Source organism: Pseudomonas sp. DCA-1, from assembly GCF_046523955.1.
GTDB lineage: Bacteria > Pseudomonadota > Gammaproteobacteria > Pseudomonadales > Pseudomonadaceae > Aquipseudomonas > Aquipseudomonas putida_Y.
Genome location: NZ_CP169881.1, coordinates 113,170 through 129,676, shown reverse-complemented (window position 1 = coordinate 129,676; position 16,507 = coordinate 113,170). Strand labels below are relative to the sequence as shown.

The 16,507-nt window shown below is 56.4% G+C and carries 11 protein-coding genes; 9 read left to right on the top strand and 2 right to left on the bottom strand.

Translation table 11 applies throughout. From position 1 onward, the window contains the following. The 6 genes from mhpE to ACE4QZ_RS00615 all read left to right on the top strand — a co-directional run bounded on the left by mhpE (position 1) and on the right by ACE4QZ_RS00615 (position 9,070). Positions 1–1,011, top strand: coding sequence for a 4-hydroxy-2-oxovalerate aldolase (mhpE, locus tag ACE4QZ_RS00640; protein WP_023383536.1), 1,011 nt, complete (start codon positions 1–3; stop codon positions 1,009–1,011). A gap of 266 nt (positions 1,012–1,277) precedes the next feature. Next, positions 1,278–2,495: a 3-(3-hydroxy-phenyl)propionate transporter MhpT gene (mhpT, locus tag ACE4QZ_RS00635; protein ID WP_023383537.1), complete on the top strand. Its 1,218-nt coding sequence runs from the start codon at positions 1,278–1,280 to the stop codon at positions 2,493–2,495. Positions 2,496–2,536: 41 nt separating this feature from the next. Continuing rightward, positions 2,537–3,805 carry an OprD family porin gene (locus ACE4QZ_RS00630; RefSeq protein ID WP_023383538.1) on the top strand — a complete coding sequence of 423 codons (1,269 nt, stop codon included), beginning with the start codon at positions 2,537–2,539 and terminating at the stop codon, positions 3,803–3,805. 63 nt (positions 3,806–3,868) lie between these two features. Then, entirely contained in the window at positions 3,869–5,110 is a 1,242-nt protein-coding gene (locus ACE4QZ_RS00625; RefSeq protein ID WP_023383539.1) for an MFS transporter, read from the top strand. 371 nt (positions 5,111–5,481) lie between these two features. Further along, positions 5,482–7,230, top strand: coding sequence for an FAD-dependent monooxygenase (locus ACE4QZ_RS00620; RefSeq protein WP_023383540.1), 1,749 nt, complete (start codon positions 5,482–5,484; stop codon positions 7,228–7,230). Positions 7,231–7,426: 196 nt separating this feature from the next. Then, positions 7,427–9,070 carry an acetolactate synthase large subunit gene (locus ACE4QZ_RS00615; RefSeq protein ID WP_023383541.1) on the top strand — a complete coding sequence of 548 codons (1,644 nt, stop codon included), beginning with the start codon at positions 7,427–7,429 and terminating at the stop codon, positions 9,068–9,070. A gap of 18 nt (positions 9,071–9,088) precedes the next feature. Here the strand turns inward: ACE4QZ_RS00615 and ACE4QZ_RS00610 are convergent, their stop codons facing one another. Together ACE4QZ_RS00610 and srpS are read right to left on the bottom strand one after the other, a co-directional pair. Then, positions 9,089–9,739: a TetR family transcriptional regulator gene (locus ACE4QZ_RS00610; RefSeq protein ID WP_023383542.1), complete on the bottom strand. Its 651-nt coding sequence runs from the start codon at positions 9,737–9,739 to the stop codon at positions 9,089–9,091. Between the two features lie 5 nt (positions 9,740–9,744). Next, on the bottom strand, positions 9,745–10,524 hold the full coding sequence (gene srpS / locus ACE4QZ_RS00605; RefSeq protein WP_023383543.1) for a solvent efflux transporter transcriptional repressor SrpS: 780 nt from the start codon (positions 10,522–10,524) through the stop codon (positions 9,745–9,747). A gap of 227 nt (positions 10,525–10,751) precedes the next feature. On the opposite strand from srpS, the gene srpA reads away from it, so the two are divergent. From srpA to srpC, 3 genes are read left to right on the top strand one after another with little or no spacing between them, the layout of a single operon-like run. Continuing rightward, positions 10,752–11,900: a solvent efflux RND transporter periplasmic adaptor subunit SrpA gene (gene srpA / locus ACE4QZ_RS00600; protein ID WP_148299951.1), complete on the top strand. Its 1,149-nt coding sequence runs from the start codon at positions 10,752–10,754 to the stop codon at positions 11,898–11,900. 13 nt (positions 11,901–11,913) lie between these two features. Continuing rightward, positions 11,914–15,063: a solvent efflux RND transporter permease subunit SrpB gene (gene srpB, locus ACE4QZ_RS00595; RefSeq protein WP_410480286.1), complete on the top strand. Its 3,150-nt coding sequence runs from the start codon at positions 11,914–11,916 to the stop codon at positions 15,061–15,063. Next, a complete protein-coding gene (gene srpC, locus ACE4QZ_RS00590) occupies positions 15,053–16,465 on the top strand; it encodes a solvent efflux RND transporter outer membrane subunit SrpC (protein ID WP_410480285.1) in 1,413 nt (470 codons plus the stop codon). Before srpB ends, srpC begins: the two co-directional genes overlap by 11 nt. The last annotated feature ends 42 nt before the right edge of the window (positions 16,466–16,507 follow it).

The window sequence follows — 16,507 nt, the reverse complement described above, 5'->3', positions numbered from 1 at the left end:
ATGAACGGTAAAAAGCTCTACATTTCGGACGTGACCCTGCGTGATGGTATGCACGCTATTCGTCACCAGTACTCGCTGGATCAGGTCCAAGCAATCGCTCGAGCACTGGATGCCGCCAAGGTCGATTCGATCGAGGTCGCTCATGGTGACGGCCTTCAAGGCTCCAGCTTCAACTACGGCTTTGGCGCACACACCGATATCGAGTGGATCGAAGCTGCCGCCGACGCAGTGAAGCACGCCAAGATTGCAACGTTGCTGCTCCCAGGCATCGGTACTTTGCACGACCTCAAAGCTGCCTATAGCGCGGGCGCTCGCGTTGTCCGTGTCGCCACCCATTGCACCGAGGCCGATGTCTCCAAGCAACACATCGAGTACGCCCGTGAGCTTGGTATGGACACGGTAGGCTTCCTGATGATGAGCCACATGCAGACCCCCGAAGGGCTCGCGCAGCAGGCAAAACTGATGGAAAGCTACGGTGCCACCTGCATTTACGTCGTCGACTCCGGCGGCGCGATGAATATGGATGATATCCGAGCGCGCTTCCGCGCAGTGAAAGCGGTGCTCGATCCGGCCACTCACACCGGTATCCACGCGCACCACAACCTGAGCCTAGGCGTAGCCAACTCGATCGTCGCCGTCGAGGAAGGCTGTGACCGCATCGACGCGAGTCTTTCGGGGATGGGCGCCGGTGCTGGTAATGCACCACTGGAAGTTTTCATTGCAGCCGCAGACAAGCTGGGCTGGAACCACGGCACTGACCTGTACGCCCTGATGGATGCAGCAGATGACCTGGTTCGCCCACTCCAGGACCGCCCGGTACGTGTTGACCGAGAGACTCTCGCGCTCGGTTACGCCGGTGTGTATTCGAGCTTCCTTCGCCATGCAGAAGTTGCAGCTGCTCGCTACGGCATCAAAGCAGTAGACATCTTGGTCGGGCTGGGCAAACGCCGCATGGTTGGCGGCCAGGAAGACATGATCGTCGACGTCGCATTGGATCTGCTGAAGCGCTGAGGTTCGCAGACAGCTCCACGCAAGCTGTCTGCAGCAATCCCCTCCCGTAAGGGAGGGGGTCTATGACACAACAATAAGAGAGATCACCAGATGAATGCCTCGCAGACTCCCGACTCGCAGCACCTCCGAACACGCAGTGATCAGCCCACCTACTCACTCTTTCTTGAGTGATTACTGAGCTGATGTAGTTCCACATCACTGGCGTTACTAAAACCACAATCATGTGATTTCTGAAGACCTTTCAAAGGGCTTCGGAGGGGGTCGTTATGACTGATAAAACCGATAAGACCAAACTTTTCATCACCATCGCGCTTTGCTTCCTCGTTGCACTGATGGAAGGCCTGGATCTCCAAGCACCAGGAATTGCGGCCCACGGCATGTCTGCCGAGTACAGCTTGGATAAGCTGGAAATGGGCTGGGTTTTCAGTGTTGGCGTCCTGGGTATGCTTCCAGGCGCTTTCGTTGGCGGCCGTCTGGCTGATCGCTATGGCCGGAAAAAAGTGCTCATCGCCTCTGTTGCACTGTTCGGCATCTTCTCTCTCGTCACAACGGTAGCCTGGAGCTTCGGCGCGTTGCTATTCGCCCGGTTCCTGACAGGTGTGGGCCTGGGTGCATCGTTGCCCAACCTCATTGCACTCGCATCTGAGGCTGCTGGTGAGCGCATGCGAGGCACAGCAGTCAGCTTGATGTATTGCGGTGTACCGCTGGGGGCCGCGTTGGCAGCCGCCATTGGGCTGCTGGATTTCGGGGCTGGCTGGAAGCTCGTCTTCTACGTCGGCGGCGTGGTCCCTTTGGTCATCGTTCCCTTGCTGGTTCTCTTCCTGCCCGACGTGTACAAGCAATCGATTGCTGCCACCACCACGATCGAAGTTCCCTCCACCAAAGCCATCTTGGTTGAAGGCGGTGCACTGAAGAAAACCCTGCTCCTGTGGGTTAGCTTCTTCTTCACACTGATGGTCACCTACATCCTGATCAACTGGCTGCCAAGCATCCTGATTGGACAGGGATTCAAGCCGAGCGAGGCAAGCGTCGTAGTATTGGCCATGCAGCTTGGCGCGGCCGTGGGTACCTTGATGCTCGGCGTTGCAATGGATCGCCTGCCTATCTGGGCCATGTCGGCGCTGGTATATGGGGGCATCCTGATTTCTTTGGCCTGCCTCACAGTGGCGGCCTCACTCCCTACCATGATCGGCGCAGGATTCTTGGCAGGCATTTTCACAACGGGTGGCCAGTGCGTCCTCTACGCCCTCGCTCCTCAGTTCTATCCCGCCAATGGTCGGGCTACCGGGACCGGTGCAGCACTCGCAGTCGGTCGTATCGGTGCAATGACAGGTCCACTTGTCGTAGGAAAAATGATGGTCCTTGGAGCCGGTGCAGGCGGTGTCATGTTGGCCTCGGCACCCGGCATCGTTCTGGCGGCTATCTCGCTGCTTTATCTCTCGTCGCTGAAGAAACGCCCTGAGCTGAGCCCTTCGGTGGTTTGAGCGGCATTGCGTCATCACAAAAACAAGAAAGAAGACACGACATGAGCAAATCAAAAAAAATTGCATTCGCAGGGCTGCTGGCTGCAAATGCAGCTTCGCTACAAGCGGCCGGCTTCGTGGAAGATTCGAAAGCCAAGGTAACACTGCGCAACTACTACTTCGATCGCAACTACATCAACCAGACACCGCAAGCTGCAGCGCGAGAGTGGGCTCAGGGTTTCATCGTGAACTTCAATTCGGGGTTCACCGAGGGTGTAGTCGGCTTTGGACTGGATGCTCAAGCCATGATGGGGTTGCGCCTCGACTCCTCACCAGATCGTGTCGGCACCGGCCTATTGCCGTTCTCTGCCTCCACCAGGGAGCCAGCGAAGGACTACTCCGAGCTAGGGCTGACAGCGAAGGTCAAGGTTTCCAAAACTGAGCTTCAGTACGGAACCGTGAGCACGTTCTTGCCAATCGCGTTCGCAAGTCCGACACGGCTGCTGCCACAAACCTTCCGCGGCACCTACCTGCGCTCACAAGACATCCCAGATCTTTCTCTGCACGCGGGTTGGCTGGACCGAATCAACCTACGGGACTCTACTGACTATCAAAAGATGCGAGTTTCAGCGCCAAACGGACGCTTCAACGGAGCAGCGGAGTCTGATGCCTTTTACTTCCTTGGCGGCGATTACGCCTGGTCGAAGAACCTTACGCTCAAGTACTACTACGCAGAGCTCGAAGACATCTACGACAAGAACTATCTCGGTGTCGTGGACAACCGTGAGCTGGGTCCAGGGCGGCTCACCTCCGACTTCCGCTTTTATGATTCCAAAGACAACGGATCCGCAAAAGCTGGGAAGGTAGACAACCGCAATACCGCCTTAATGCTGACCTACCAGCTCGGCGTGCATCGTCTCGGCGCTGGCTACATGCAGCTGACTGGGGACACTGCAATGCCCTATCTCTTTGGTACCGAACCACTAGTGATTACGGAAGGCACCTTGAGCTCGGAGTTCCTAAACCCTAAGGAGAGAAGCTGGCAGGTCAAGTACGACTACGACTTTGTAGGCGTTGGCATCCCCGGCCTAAAGGGGATGCTGCGCTACGTCAGCGGAGACAACATTGACCTTCCGAACCTCGGCGGCAACAAACTTAAAGAATCGGAAAAAGACGTCGAGCTTTCATATGTAATCCAAAGCGGCACGTTCAAGGACGTGGCATTCCGGGTTAGACACGCTTGGTATCGAAATGATTTCGGTCCTGGAGCGACTCACCGTGACGACAATGAGCTTCGTGTGAACATCGATTATACGTTTGCTTTGTGGTGAGAAAAACGGGCAATCGCCGTACGATTTTTCAGGCAAAAGAAGTGACGATATGAGGAGTTCAGCATGACAGGTCGCAGCTCACTAGGAATCTGGTTTATCTTTCTGTTTGGTGCGATCTGCGCGCTGGGCCCGATGTCGATTGACATGTCCTTGCCTGGAATTCCTAACTTGGAAAATGAGCTCGACGCGCAAGCGGGAAAAGGCTCACTGACCTTGGCGATATTCCTTGCTGGCTTCTGCTCTACTCCTCTTGTCAGCGGACTGGTCGCTGACCGATTCGGTCGTCGCATTACGCTGCAAGTAGGCCTACTGTGCTACAGCCTCGCAGCCTTGGCCTGCTCACTATCCAATGACTTCATCGAGCTCCTAGTGGCCAGAGCGTTCCAGGGCGCAGCTGCTGGCGCATGTGTCGCAGTGCCGTTCTCCATTGTCAGAGAAAGCCTCCCAGAACGGGCCGCACGCACCCATATTGCCAGCTTGACCGCGGTTGTGGGGCTCGGACCGTTGATCGCGCCTTTGCTTGGTGGGGTGATCATAGATTTCTGGACTTGGCGCATGGTACACATCGTACAAGCGCTCGTGGGAGCCGCCATTTGGATTGGCGTTTGTTTAACCTACAAAGAAACGCTGTTGCCACACCTGCGGAAGCAGATTTCATTCAGTTCAGCATTCATTCGATGCCAGGCCTTCCTGAAGAATAGTGTTTTTTCCTGCTCGTCAATTATCTACGCCGCTTGCTTCACCATAATGTTCGTATTCATCACTGCATCTCCAAAAATTTTTTACGGCGATTACCCGGTAACGAGCCTTCACTTTTCATTGCTTATTTGTCTGATCTCAGGTGCCGCGTTCTTTGGATCCCTGACCACCGCAGCCTTTAGTCGTCGAGGTTGGACCGACAGAAGAGTCATGGTGATAGGCTGTACAGGCCTATTAGTTAGCATCGCAGCACTCGTCTTGCAGAAAACGCTTGGCGGCATAACGTTGGTCATGCTGGTTATCTGCTCCAGCCTAACGATCTATTTTTTTGGGTTGGTATCTCCGGCAGCTACCCATAGCGCCCTATCGACGGCTACAGAGGACAGAGGCACTGCCTCCGGACTAGTACGAACTGTTCAAATGCTGTTCTCCGCTGGCATCAGCATGACTCTTCCTTTGTTTTTCAAGGTTATGTCGGCGTTGAGTGCGGCATTACTGCTGATGAGCTTTTGTCTAGCTTTGGCGCTCATTGCCCTGATAGCACTGATCGCCACAACCCGCTTAGCGCCCAAAGTAGACGGAATTGGGACGGTCAGCGAGCCCTAGCGCAGATGTGCCTCTTACTCAGAGAAAATGCGAGCGAACAGGTAAGAGCGGCTGACGAAATGCAGGACCGATATCGTTGTCTACGCAATACTTGCATGCTAGCATGCAAGAATGGATTGGTAGCAGGCTGTCCCTCGCGCTTAACCTGGACCTGACTGCCCTTGAGCCTGAAAACAAAAATATTTGGAGGTCCCATGCAGCATCCCCTCATCCCACACGTATGCGCCATGTCGCTGCGTTCTGACGTACGTCCATAAAAACTGGCATTCCCTGACGCCTCGTTCGTCGGCGTATCGGTTACCAGTACCCAAACTGATCCGAGCCTCCTTGCGAGCTCGAAAAGACTTTTGTAATGCCTGGAGAATAAGAAAATGACTACCTCCGATAGCTTTGACACCGACGTTTTGGTGATCGGCACGGGCCCTGCCGGTGCGACCACTGCTTTAGCGCTGGCCACCTACGGTGTCCGGGTAAAAATGGTCACCATGTTCAATTGGCTGGCGAACTCGCCGCGGGCTCATATCACGAACCAGCGTGCCATGGAGGTCGTGCGTGATCTTGGGTTGGAAGAGGAGGTTGTGAGAGCGGCCACACCTTGGGATCAGATGGGCGATACGCTGTTCACCACCAGTCTGGCAGGTGAGGAAATCGCACGTATGCGCACCTGGGGCACAGGCGACAAACGCAAGGGCGACTATGTCCAAGGCAGCCCATGTACCATGCTGGATCTCATCCAGCCCGAGATGGAATCAATCCTTCTCAAGCATGCCGCGATCCGCGGTGCTCAATTGAGCTTCAACACCGAGTATCTGAGCCATGTGCAAGATGCCGAAGGTGTGACTGCTCGCATGAAAGACGTTTTGACCGGTGTCGAGTACGAAGTCCGAGCGAAGTATCTGGTGGGCGCCGATGGAGCTAACTCCAAAGTAGCAAAAGAGATCGATCTGCCGATCGTTGGCGAGATGGCCAGGGCCGGAACCGCTTACGTTATCTTCAACGCTGACCTGAGTAAGTACGTAGAGCACCGCCCGAGCATCCTGCAATGGATCGCTACTCCCGAAGCGGGCTTCGGTGAAATCGGGATGGGCTTGCTCCGCGCCATTCGCCCGTGGGACCAGTGGATTGCGGGCTGGGGCTTCGACATGGCCAAAGGCGCCCCTGACCTGTCCCCAGAAGCAGTTTTGGAGAAAATCCGACTCTTGGTCGGCGATCCTAAGTTGGAAGTCCAGGTTGAGCGGATGTCGACCTGGTATGTAAACCAGGCGCATGCCACCGAATACTCCCGTGGTCGCGTGTTCTGTGCCGGCGATGCTGTGCACCGTCACCCGCCATCCAGCGGCCTGGGCTCCAACACCTGCATGCAGGACGGTTTCAACCTCGCCTGGAAACTGGCTTACGTCCTCAAAGGATTCGCCGATCCGAATCTACTGGAAAGCTACACCGCGGAGCGCGCTCCCGTGGGCAAACAGATCGTGGCGCGTGCCAATCAGTCCCGTAAGGACTATGCCCTGCTGAAAGAGTGCTTCAACTTCGGCAACGGCGTGGACACCATCGCCAAACTGCTTGATCGCATGCGCGATCCGAGCCCGGCAGGTGTAGAAGTGCGCATGAACCTGCAGAAAGCGCTGGAAATCAAGAGTCGCGAGTTTAACGCTCAAGGCGTCGAGCTGAACCAGCGTTACGTATCCTCTGCCGTTAAGCCTGACCCAAGGGACGGTGTTGAGCTCTGGGCCCGGGACAAAGAGCTGTATCTCCAGGCTACCACTCGCGCAGGTGCCAAACTTCCCCACGCCTGGCTGGTGAACGAGAACGGACACCGGATTTCGACGCTCGACGTCGTGGGTAAAGGGCAAATGACCCTTATCACTGGCCTTGCCGGTCAGGCCTGGGTGGCTGCTGCAGAGAGATTGAACCTGCCATTCTTGAAAACTGTTGTCACAGGCGCAAAAGGTACGGCGGACCTTTACTGCGATTGGCAATCGGTTCGAGAAATTCACGAGGCAGGCGCGCTCTTAGTTCGACCTGACGGCTATATCGCATGGCGGCACAGCAATGCTGTTTGGTCTGCCGACGAAGCTGCCTCAGAACTGCAGCAGGCGCTCCAAAGCGTCCTCGGTTAAGCATTACCTCAAAGGCCCGGCGCGATGCTGGGCCTTCTTTTTATTTGGTCCCACCAGCGCAATGGGCCACTAGGCCCCTACGCTGCGAACGCTAGAAATCAAAATCAACCGATAAGAGCCCGTGGGTTGAGTGGCGCAGCTGCCGCTATGCCACACTTCGTGGGCCCCAACTGCCTCGAGTGCGATGAGGATGAATATGGCTAAGGCCGCTGATGTCGTTGTGCAATGCCTGGAAAACGAAGGTGTCGAGTATGTATTCGGCATTCCTGGTGAGGAAAACCTCGACCTGCTCGAATCCCTGCGCAAGTCGAAGATCAAGCTGGTACTGACCCGTCACGAGCAGTCTGCAGGCTTTATGGCCGCCACCTATGGCCGTCTGACCGGCAAGACCGGCGTCAGCCTGTCGACCCTCGGCCCTGGCGCCACCAACCTGGTTACTGCCAGCGCCTACGCCTACCTGGGCGGCATGCCGATGATGATGATCACCGGCCAGAAGCCGATCAAGAAGTCCAAGCAGGGCCGCTTCCAGATCATCGACGTGTGCGGCATGATGGACCCCATCACCAAGTACACCCACCAGTTCGCCTCGGCCGACAACATCCCGTCGCGCATGCGAGAAGCCTTCCGCCTGGCCGAAGAAGAAAAGCCGGGTGCGGTACACCTGGAGCTGCCGGAAGACATCGCCGCCGAGCAGACCGATGCACTGCCGATCCCGCGCAGCCTGCACCGCCGCCCGCTGGCCGAGCATGTGGCCATCGAAGCCGCCGTGCAGAAACTGCATAACGCCCGTAACCCGATCCTGGTGATCGGTGCCGGCGCCAACCGCAAGATGACCGCCAAGGTCCTCAAGCAACTGATCGACAAGACCGGCATCCCGTTCATCACCACTCAACTGGGTAAAGGTGTGGTCGACGAGCGCCACCCGCGCTTCCTGGGCAACGCCGCCCTGTCGTCCGGTGACTTCGTGCACCGCGCCGTCGAAGCGGCCGACCTGATCATCAACATCGGCCACGACGTGATCGAGAAGCCGCCGTTCTTCATGGTCCGTGGCGGCACCGAAGTCATCCACATCAACTTCCGCTCCGCCGAAGTCGATGCCGTGTACTTCCCGCAGGTTGAAGTGATCGGCGACATCGCCAACGCCGTGTGGCAAATCAGCGAAGCGCTGAACGACACGTCGCACTGGGACTTCACCCGCCTGATGGCCATCCGTGAAGCCAACGAAGCACAGATCGCCGAAGGCGCCGACGACGACCGCTTCCCGGTCTACCCGCAGCGCCTGGTTGCCGACATCCGTCGCGTGTTGCCGTCCGAAGGCATCGTGGCCCTGGACAACGGCATCTACAAGATCTGGTTTGCCCGTAACTACAAGGCGCACAAGCCGAACACCGTGCTGCTGGACAACGCCCTGGCGACCATGGGCGCCGGCCTGCCATCGGCGATGGCGGCGCACCTGGTGCACCCGGATCGCCCGGTGATCTCGGTGTGCGGCGATGGCGGCTTCATGATGAACAGCCAGGAGCTGGAAACGGCAGTGCGCCTGGGCATGCACATCACCGTGGTAATCCTGCGTGACGACGGTTACGGCATGATCCGCTGGAAGCAGGCGAACATGGGCTTCACCGATTTCGGTCTGGACTACGGTAATCCGGACTTCGTCAAATACGCCGAAGCCTATGGTGCCCATGGACACAGGGTGGAAAGCGCGGATGCTTTGCTGCCACTGTTGGATCATTGTATTGCCAACCCCGGCGTTCACGTCATTGACTGCCCGGTCGACTACAGCGAGAACGACCGCATCCTGAACAGTGAACTGCGCGAGCGAGCGCTGGCGGTGTAATCAGTGGCAGAAACGGCGCTACTGCTGACAGTACTCTGTTGAGGCTTGCGGAACTTGAACCTCCTCGCACAGTAAGTGGCGAGGAGGCTCCTTGAGCAACGCCAAGAATGATCTCAGCGCGGCTTTGATGACTTGAGACGGTTGATGCTGGCTGCGTAGGCCCTCATAAAGCAACCCGGTGACCAACCCTTTGAAGACGGCTATCGAAGTGTGAAGGTCCAGAGTCTGCGGCAATTCACCTTGAATAATCGCATACCTAAGCACCTGATGAATGTACTGCAGGAATCGATTACTCGCTTGCTCCATGCGGCTATGGATCAGACCCGATTCGTCCACCCCCTGATAAATCAAGATTTCCGAGAACTGCTTTGACTGGGGGCTGTTAACAGCATCAAGCATGGCGGTCACCACTGCTTCCCAAGAGAGTTCGATCCCGTCGTCGGCGGAGAACTCCAATTCAAGTGGATGCTGCCGCGATGTCAGCACCGCCTGAAGTACTTCTTGCTTCCCATTGAAATGCCAATAAACGGCGCCACGAGTGACGCCTGCCTTTCGGGCTATTTCGTCCAGCGTAGCGTCTGGAACTCCTTGGGCAGCGAACACCTCGACAGCCGCGTCGATGATGCGCTGTCGTGTCTCCTCAGCCTCGGCTACCGTCTTCCTGGCCATTTTAACTAGGGCGCTTTCTTTGACGCGCGACCGATGGCGCGCTCTATATTCTGCTTGCTCAATAGCAGAGCTTTTTTGATGGTGTCGGACTGCTTGCTCGCTCTGGAACTCGGCATTACGACTGCGAGGGAGTAATAGCCAAGGTAGGTATCCAAAAGCGTTGCGAATGAGCAAACGCCATCGATATGTTCATCCAGATCGGTTGCCACCCCACTCGCCCTGACTTCACTCAGCTGTTTGATCAGCGCCTGTCGTCCGAGCGTGTTTGGGGTGAACACTGGAAGTTGATCACTGAGTGCTGCAGGGAGTGACTCCTCAGGCAGCGCTGCCAAAAGGACCTTACCTGCGGCGGTCGCAGCGGCGGGCACATTGATGCCAATCGGGAACACCACACGCAGCTCTCGTTCTGACACGATGCGATCCAGCACGTAGATTTTATCGCCGGCTAGAGAAGCCAGGCAGACCGACTCTTCAAGCTCCTCCGCCAATGAGCGTAAGTACGGCTTTACCAACGAAAGAATGTCTGATTGTGCCTGGTTGATGAGCTGGCCAAGCGCCGGCCCAAGGCGGAAGCCTCCGCTAGGGCCCAATGCCTCAACCAAAAACTCTTCTTCCAGGGCGTTGATGATTCTCTGGACGGTCGAGCGCGGCAGCCCAACCAACTGCGCAATAGCCGCCAAACTCAAGCCATTCGGATGACTGCCAAGGGCTCGCATGATCGAGGCAGCTCTGGCGATGACTTGAATACCTCCCGCCTTGCCACCGACTTCGTCTGATTGGTTCATATCTCTCCTCGGCGTGCACCGCTGCAGCATCTGTTATGGCCGCCACTTTAGAGCTCCGTGCCTTGCCTAGCCAGTCACACGTTCCAAACACCCATCTCACCAAGGTTCGACCGATGGTCGTTACTGCTTGCTTGCGCTCATCGTACCGCATAATGATACACTTCCCCACATTGTGATTCAGCAATTACAAGTCCCCGCCATAGGGGGCGCAGAGATGGAGCAAATCGGTGAGACAGATACGATCCTCGCGTGCATTACATGCAATTCCTCTAACGGCGCTGATGCTGGTGACCGCCTGTGGTGAAAAAGACCACGTCGCCTCAGCTCCGCCCCCCCCTGACGTGGGCGTATACACCGTCCGCTCACAATCTCTGACCCTAACAACCGACCTGCCCGGCCGGACCTCGGCCTACCGGGTAGCGGAAGTGCGCCCACAAGTATCGGGGATCCTTCAAAAGCGGTCTTTTGTTGAGGGGACTGAGGTCAAGCTGGGTCAGCAGCTCTATCAAATTGACCCGCGTACCTATGAGGCGCAATTGCGTCGGGCCGAAGCTAATCGAACTACTGCGCAGAACCTGGCGCGACGATATGAAACGTTGTTGAAAACCAAGGCTGTGAGCAAGCAGCAGTACGACGATGCCCTTGCCGCATGGAAACAGGCGGAGGCCGACTATCAGGTCGCTCGTATCGACGTTCAGTACACCCGTGTGCTTTCGCCGATCTCAGGCCGCATCGGACGGTCGACAGTTACCGAGGGTGCACTCGTTACTAACGGTCAAGCACAGTCGCTCGCCACTGTTACTCAGCTGGACCCGATTTATGTTGACGTCACTCAGCCGATCACGAAGCTGCTGGGCCTGCAACAGGCATTGGAGTCAGGGCGACTTCAGAAGACAGGTGAGAACCAGGCCGAGGTCAGCCTGACCTTGGATGACGGTAGTGCTTACCCAATCCCAGGCACCCTTAAGTTTTCAGAGGTCAGCGTTGATCCGACTACAGGTTCAGTAACCCTTCGCGCCGAATTCCCGAATCCTAATCGCAAGTTGCTTCCAGGCATGTTTGTTCACGCCCTCCTGAAGGAAGGTGTGCAGCAGGCGGCGATCCTGGTTCCACAACAAGCCATCAGCCGCGATACGCGTGGCGTGCCAAGTGTCTGGGTGGTGAAGGCCGACAACACTGTTGAGGCCCGCGAGGTCCAGACCCTTCGAACTGTGGGCAACGCCTGGCTGATCAGCAAAGGCGTATCCGAGGGAGAGCGAATCGTGACCGAAGGTGTTCAACGTGTCCGCAGCGGCATCGCCGTCAATGCGGTAGAAGCCAAAAATGTGGATTTGGTAGCTGACTTCGCCGCTACCACTGAAGCCTCGGCTAACTGAGGGGGCGCCGTAAATGTCTCGCTTCTTTATCGATCGGCCGATCTTCGCTTGGGTTCTCGCTATCGTAGCCATGCTCGCCGGAGCGCTCTCGCTGGCCAAGATGCCGATTAGCCAATATCCAAACATCGCGGCCCCTGCCGTTTCGATCCAGGTCAGCTACCCAGGTGCTTCTGCACAAACCGTCCAGGACACGGTGGTCCAGGTCATTGAGCAACAGCTCAGTGGTCTTGATGGGTTCCGATATATGTCGGCTGAGAGCGCCTCTGACGGCAGCATGACCATCATCGTGACCTTTGAACAGGGGACCGATCCGGACATCGCTCAAGTTCAGGTGCAGAACAAGCTGCAACTGGCGACACCTCGTTTGCCGGAGGAAGTTCAGCGTCAGGGGCTTCGCGTAGTGAAGTACCAGATGAATTTCTTCTTGGTCATGAGCTTGGTGGATCGCTCGGGGAAGCTCGATAACTTCGACCTGGGCAACCTGATCGCTTCACAGCTTCAGGATCCCATTTCGCGTATTCCAGGCGTCGGTGATTTCCAGCTGTTTGGCTCGCCTTACGCAATGCGTATCTGGCTAGATCCAGGCAAGCTCAACAGCTATCAGCTGACACCTACTGATGTAGCCAACGCTATCCGGGAACAGAACGTCCAAGTGTCCTCTGGCCAGTTGGGTGGGCTACCAACTCGCTCAGGCGTCCAGCTGAATGCCACCGTTCTCGGCAAGACGCGCATGACAACGCCTAGCCAGTTCGATGAGATCTTGGTCAAGGTGAACGCGGACGGCTCACAGGTACGAGTGAAGGATGTCGGACGTGCCGAACTGGGGGCTGACAGCTTCGCCATTTCTGCACAGTACAAGGACTCGCCAACTGCAAGTCTGGCGCTGCGGTTGTCCACTGGTGGCAACTTGCTGGAGACCGTAGAGGCGGTCAAAAAGCTGATGGAGGAGCAAAAGGCCTACCTGCCTGACGGCGTGGAAGTGATTTATCCCTACGATACAACACCTGTCGTTGATGCTTCGATTGAATCGGTAGTACACACCATCTTTGAGGCAGTGGTACTGGTCTTCCTGGTCATGTATCTGTTCCTGCAGAGCTTCAGGGCCACACTTATCCCCACTCTGGCAGTTCCTGTGGTGCTGCTCGCCACATTCGCCCTTCTGCCGTACTTCGGCCTGAATATCAACGTGCTCACCATGTACGCCATGGTGCTTGCTATCGGCTTGCTGGTTGACGATGCAATCGTCGTAGTCGAGAACGTTGAGCGGCTTATGCATGACGAGCGCTTGTCGCCTCTTGAGGCTACCCGCAAATCGATGGATCAGATCTCCGGGGCCTTGGTGGGCATCGGAATGGTGCTGTCGGCTGTATTCGTACCAATGGCGTTCTTTGGTGGATCCGCTGGCATCATCTATCAACAGTTCGCGATCACGATCGTGGTCTGCATGGGGCTGTCGATCTTCGTCGCCCTTGTGTTCACCCCAGCACTTTGCGTGACCATCCTCAAAGCCCCGGAGGGTAATTCCCACCACGAGAAAAAGGGCTTCTTCGGCTGGTTCAACCGCGTTTTCGACCGCGGCACGGTGCGATTCGAGCGAGGCGTCGGCGCAATGCTGAAGGGCCGCGTTAGGTACCTGCTCGCATTCTTGCTCATCACGGGGGGAACTGGCTATTTGTTCACTCAGATCCCGAAGGCATTCCTGCCCAACGAGGATCAGGGCTTGATGATGATCGAAGTGCGTACGCCGGCAAACGCTTCCGCAGAGCGTACCGAGGGTGTACTTCAAGAGGTGCGAGACTACTTGGCAAATGATGAGGGCGCGTTGGTTGAGCACTTCATGACGGTGAATGGCTTCAACTTTGCTGGTCGTGGTCAGAACTCGGGGCTGGTGCTGATCACCTTCAAGGATTGGAAGGAGCGTCACGGGGCCGGGCAAGACGTATTCAGCATCGCGCAGCGGGCTAATCAGCATTTTGCCAAGATCAAAGATGCAAGTGTGATGGCATTCGTGCCCCCTGCCATTTTGGAAATGGGCAACGCGATGGGCTTCAACTTGTACCTGCAGGACAACCTTGGTCTTGGCCATGAAGCATTGATGGCAGCTCGAAACCAGTTCCTGCAACTGGCTAGCGAGAATCCGAAGCTCCAAGCAGTGCGTCCAAACGGCAAGGACGACGAGCCGCAATTCCAGGTGAACATTGATGACGAAAAGGCCCGTGCGCTGCAGGTAAGCATCGCGTCTATCAACGAAACGATGTCGGCAGCCTGGGGCTCGATGTATGTCAACGACTTCATCGATCGCGGCCGGGTCAAGCGAGTGTATGTCCAGGGCGAAGATATCTCGCGAATCTCACCTGAGGACTTCGATAAATGGTACGTGCGCAATAGCCTTGGCCAGATGGTTCCGTTCTCGGCGTTTGCAACCGGTGAGTGGGTGAACGGCTCACCGAAGCTGGAGCGCTACGGTGGCATTTCTTCCCTGAACATCCTCGGCGAGCCAGCCCCTGGATACAGCACTGGTGACGCGATGATTGCCATCGCTGAAATCATGCAAAAGCTGCCTGCTGGCATCGGCCTGAGCTACACCGGTCTCTCTTATGAAGAAATACAGACTGGCGACCAGGCACCGTTGCTCTACGCATTGACTGTGCTGATCGTATTCCTGTGCCTGGCCGCACTGTATGAAAGCTGGTCGGTACCGGTCTCGGTGATCATGGTTGTTCCTCTGGGTATTTTGGGCGCCGTGCTAGCAACGCTTTGGCGCGACCTGACGGCGGATGTGTACTTCCAGGTGGGCTTGATGACGACAGTTGGCCTGTCCGCCAAGAATGCCATCCTAATCGTGGAGTTCGCAAAAGAGCTGTATGAAAAGGAAGGTTATCCGATCGTCAAAGCTGCGATAGAGGCCGCCAAGCTGCGTTTGCGTCCGATTTTGATGACCTCGCTGGCATTCACATTCGGTGTGCTGCCGATGGCCATTGCATCGGGCGCAGGCGCTGGCAGCCAGCACTCCATTGCTACGGGCGTCGTCGGAGGCATGATCACAGCAACCGTGCTGGCCGTCTTCTTTGTTCCGCTGTTCTACGTGGTAGTTGTCAAGCTTTTCGAGGGGCTCATGAAACGAAAGCCAAAAGCGGTCAAGGAGGTGACTCATGAAGTTTAAGTCGCTCCCCGTCTTTGCACTGCTGATGCTCAGCGGATGCAGCTTGATACCCGACTACCAGCAGCCAGCCGCCCCCGTGCAGGCGCAATGGCCAACGGGCGAGGCCTACGGCGTGCAGGGAGACCAGCGTAGTATCGCGGCGGCTCTCCCCGAGGCAAGAAAATTCTTCAAAGATCCAGCGCTGGTCCGCCTCCTCGATGCGGCGTTGGAGAACAACAGAGATCTTCGAATCGCTGCCAAAAATGTTGAATCCTACAGAGCGCTTTACCGTATCCAACGAGCGGAGAGGTTTCCCACACTTGATGGCGAAGCATCTGGAAATCGAACCCGCTTGCCTGATGATTTGTCCCCCACCGGCGATTCTCGGATCGATAGCCAGTACCAAGTCGGCCTGGTGACTGCCTACGAGTTGGACTTATTTGGCCGAATCCGAAGCTTGTCCAGCCAAGCGCTTGAAAAGTATCTGGCTACTGAGGAGGCGCAACGCAGCGTTCAGATCGCACTGATAGGCGATGTGGCAACCACTTATTTTCTGTGGCGAACCGACCAAGCACTTTTGGAGCTGACCGAAGCGACGCTGACCAGCTACGTCGAAAGCCTGGCAATGATCGAGTCCAGTGCAGCGGCGGGTACTTCGTCGGAGCTGGATGTTCGACAGGCGAGGACGCTGGTTAACCAAGCCCAGGCACAGCAGGCTTTGTACACCCGGCGTATCGCGCAGAATGTAAACGCACTGCAATTGTTGCTGGGCAGCAAGATTCCAACTGATTTGCCACAAAACTTGCCACTGGCCATGAGTGCCATAGAGAAGGTTCCAGCAGGGCTACCAGCAGATCTGCTACTAAACAGACCGGACATTCGTTCTGCCGAGCATCAACTTATGGCCGCTAATGCAAACATCGGGGCGGCTCGTGCGGCATTTTTTCCACGCATAAGCCTGACAGCGTCAGCGGGCTCAGCCAGCAGCGATCTGGACGGACTGTTCAACAGCGGATCTGACAGCTGGAGCTTCGCTCCAAAAATCAGCGTGCCGATTTTTAACGCAGGAAAGCTGCGAGCCAATCTCGATTACGCTGAGCTTCAGAAGGATGTGGGCGTAGCGACCTACGAGAAGAGTATCCAAACGGCTTTCCGAGAAGTAGCCGATGGACTCGCTGCGAGGGGAACTTATGGCAAGCAGCTCAGTGCTCAAAGCGAGTTGGTTGATAATTATAAAGCCTATTTTAGCTTGGCTCAGCAGCGCTATGACCAAGGCGTCGATAGCTATTTGACAGTGCTGGATGCTCAACGCGAACTGTTTTCCTCACAACAGAAGCTGTTGAATGATCAGCTCGACCAAATCAATAGTGAAGTCCAGCTTTACAAAGCCCTCGGGGGCGGCTGGAGCGTGAGTCAAAACTAAGATCCTGGGCAGCGGCTAGCAGTAGTGCTGCCCTAGATTTCA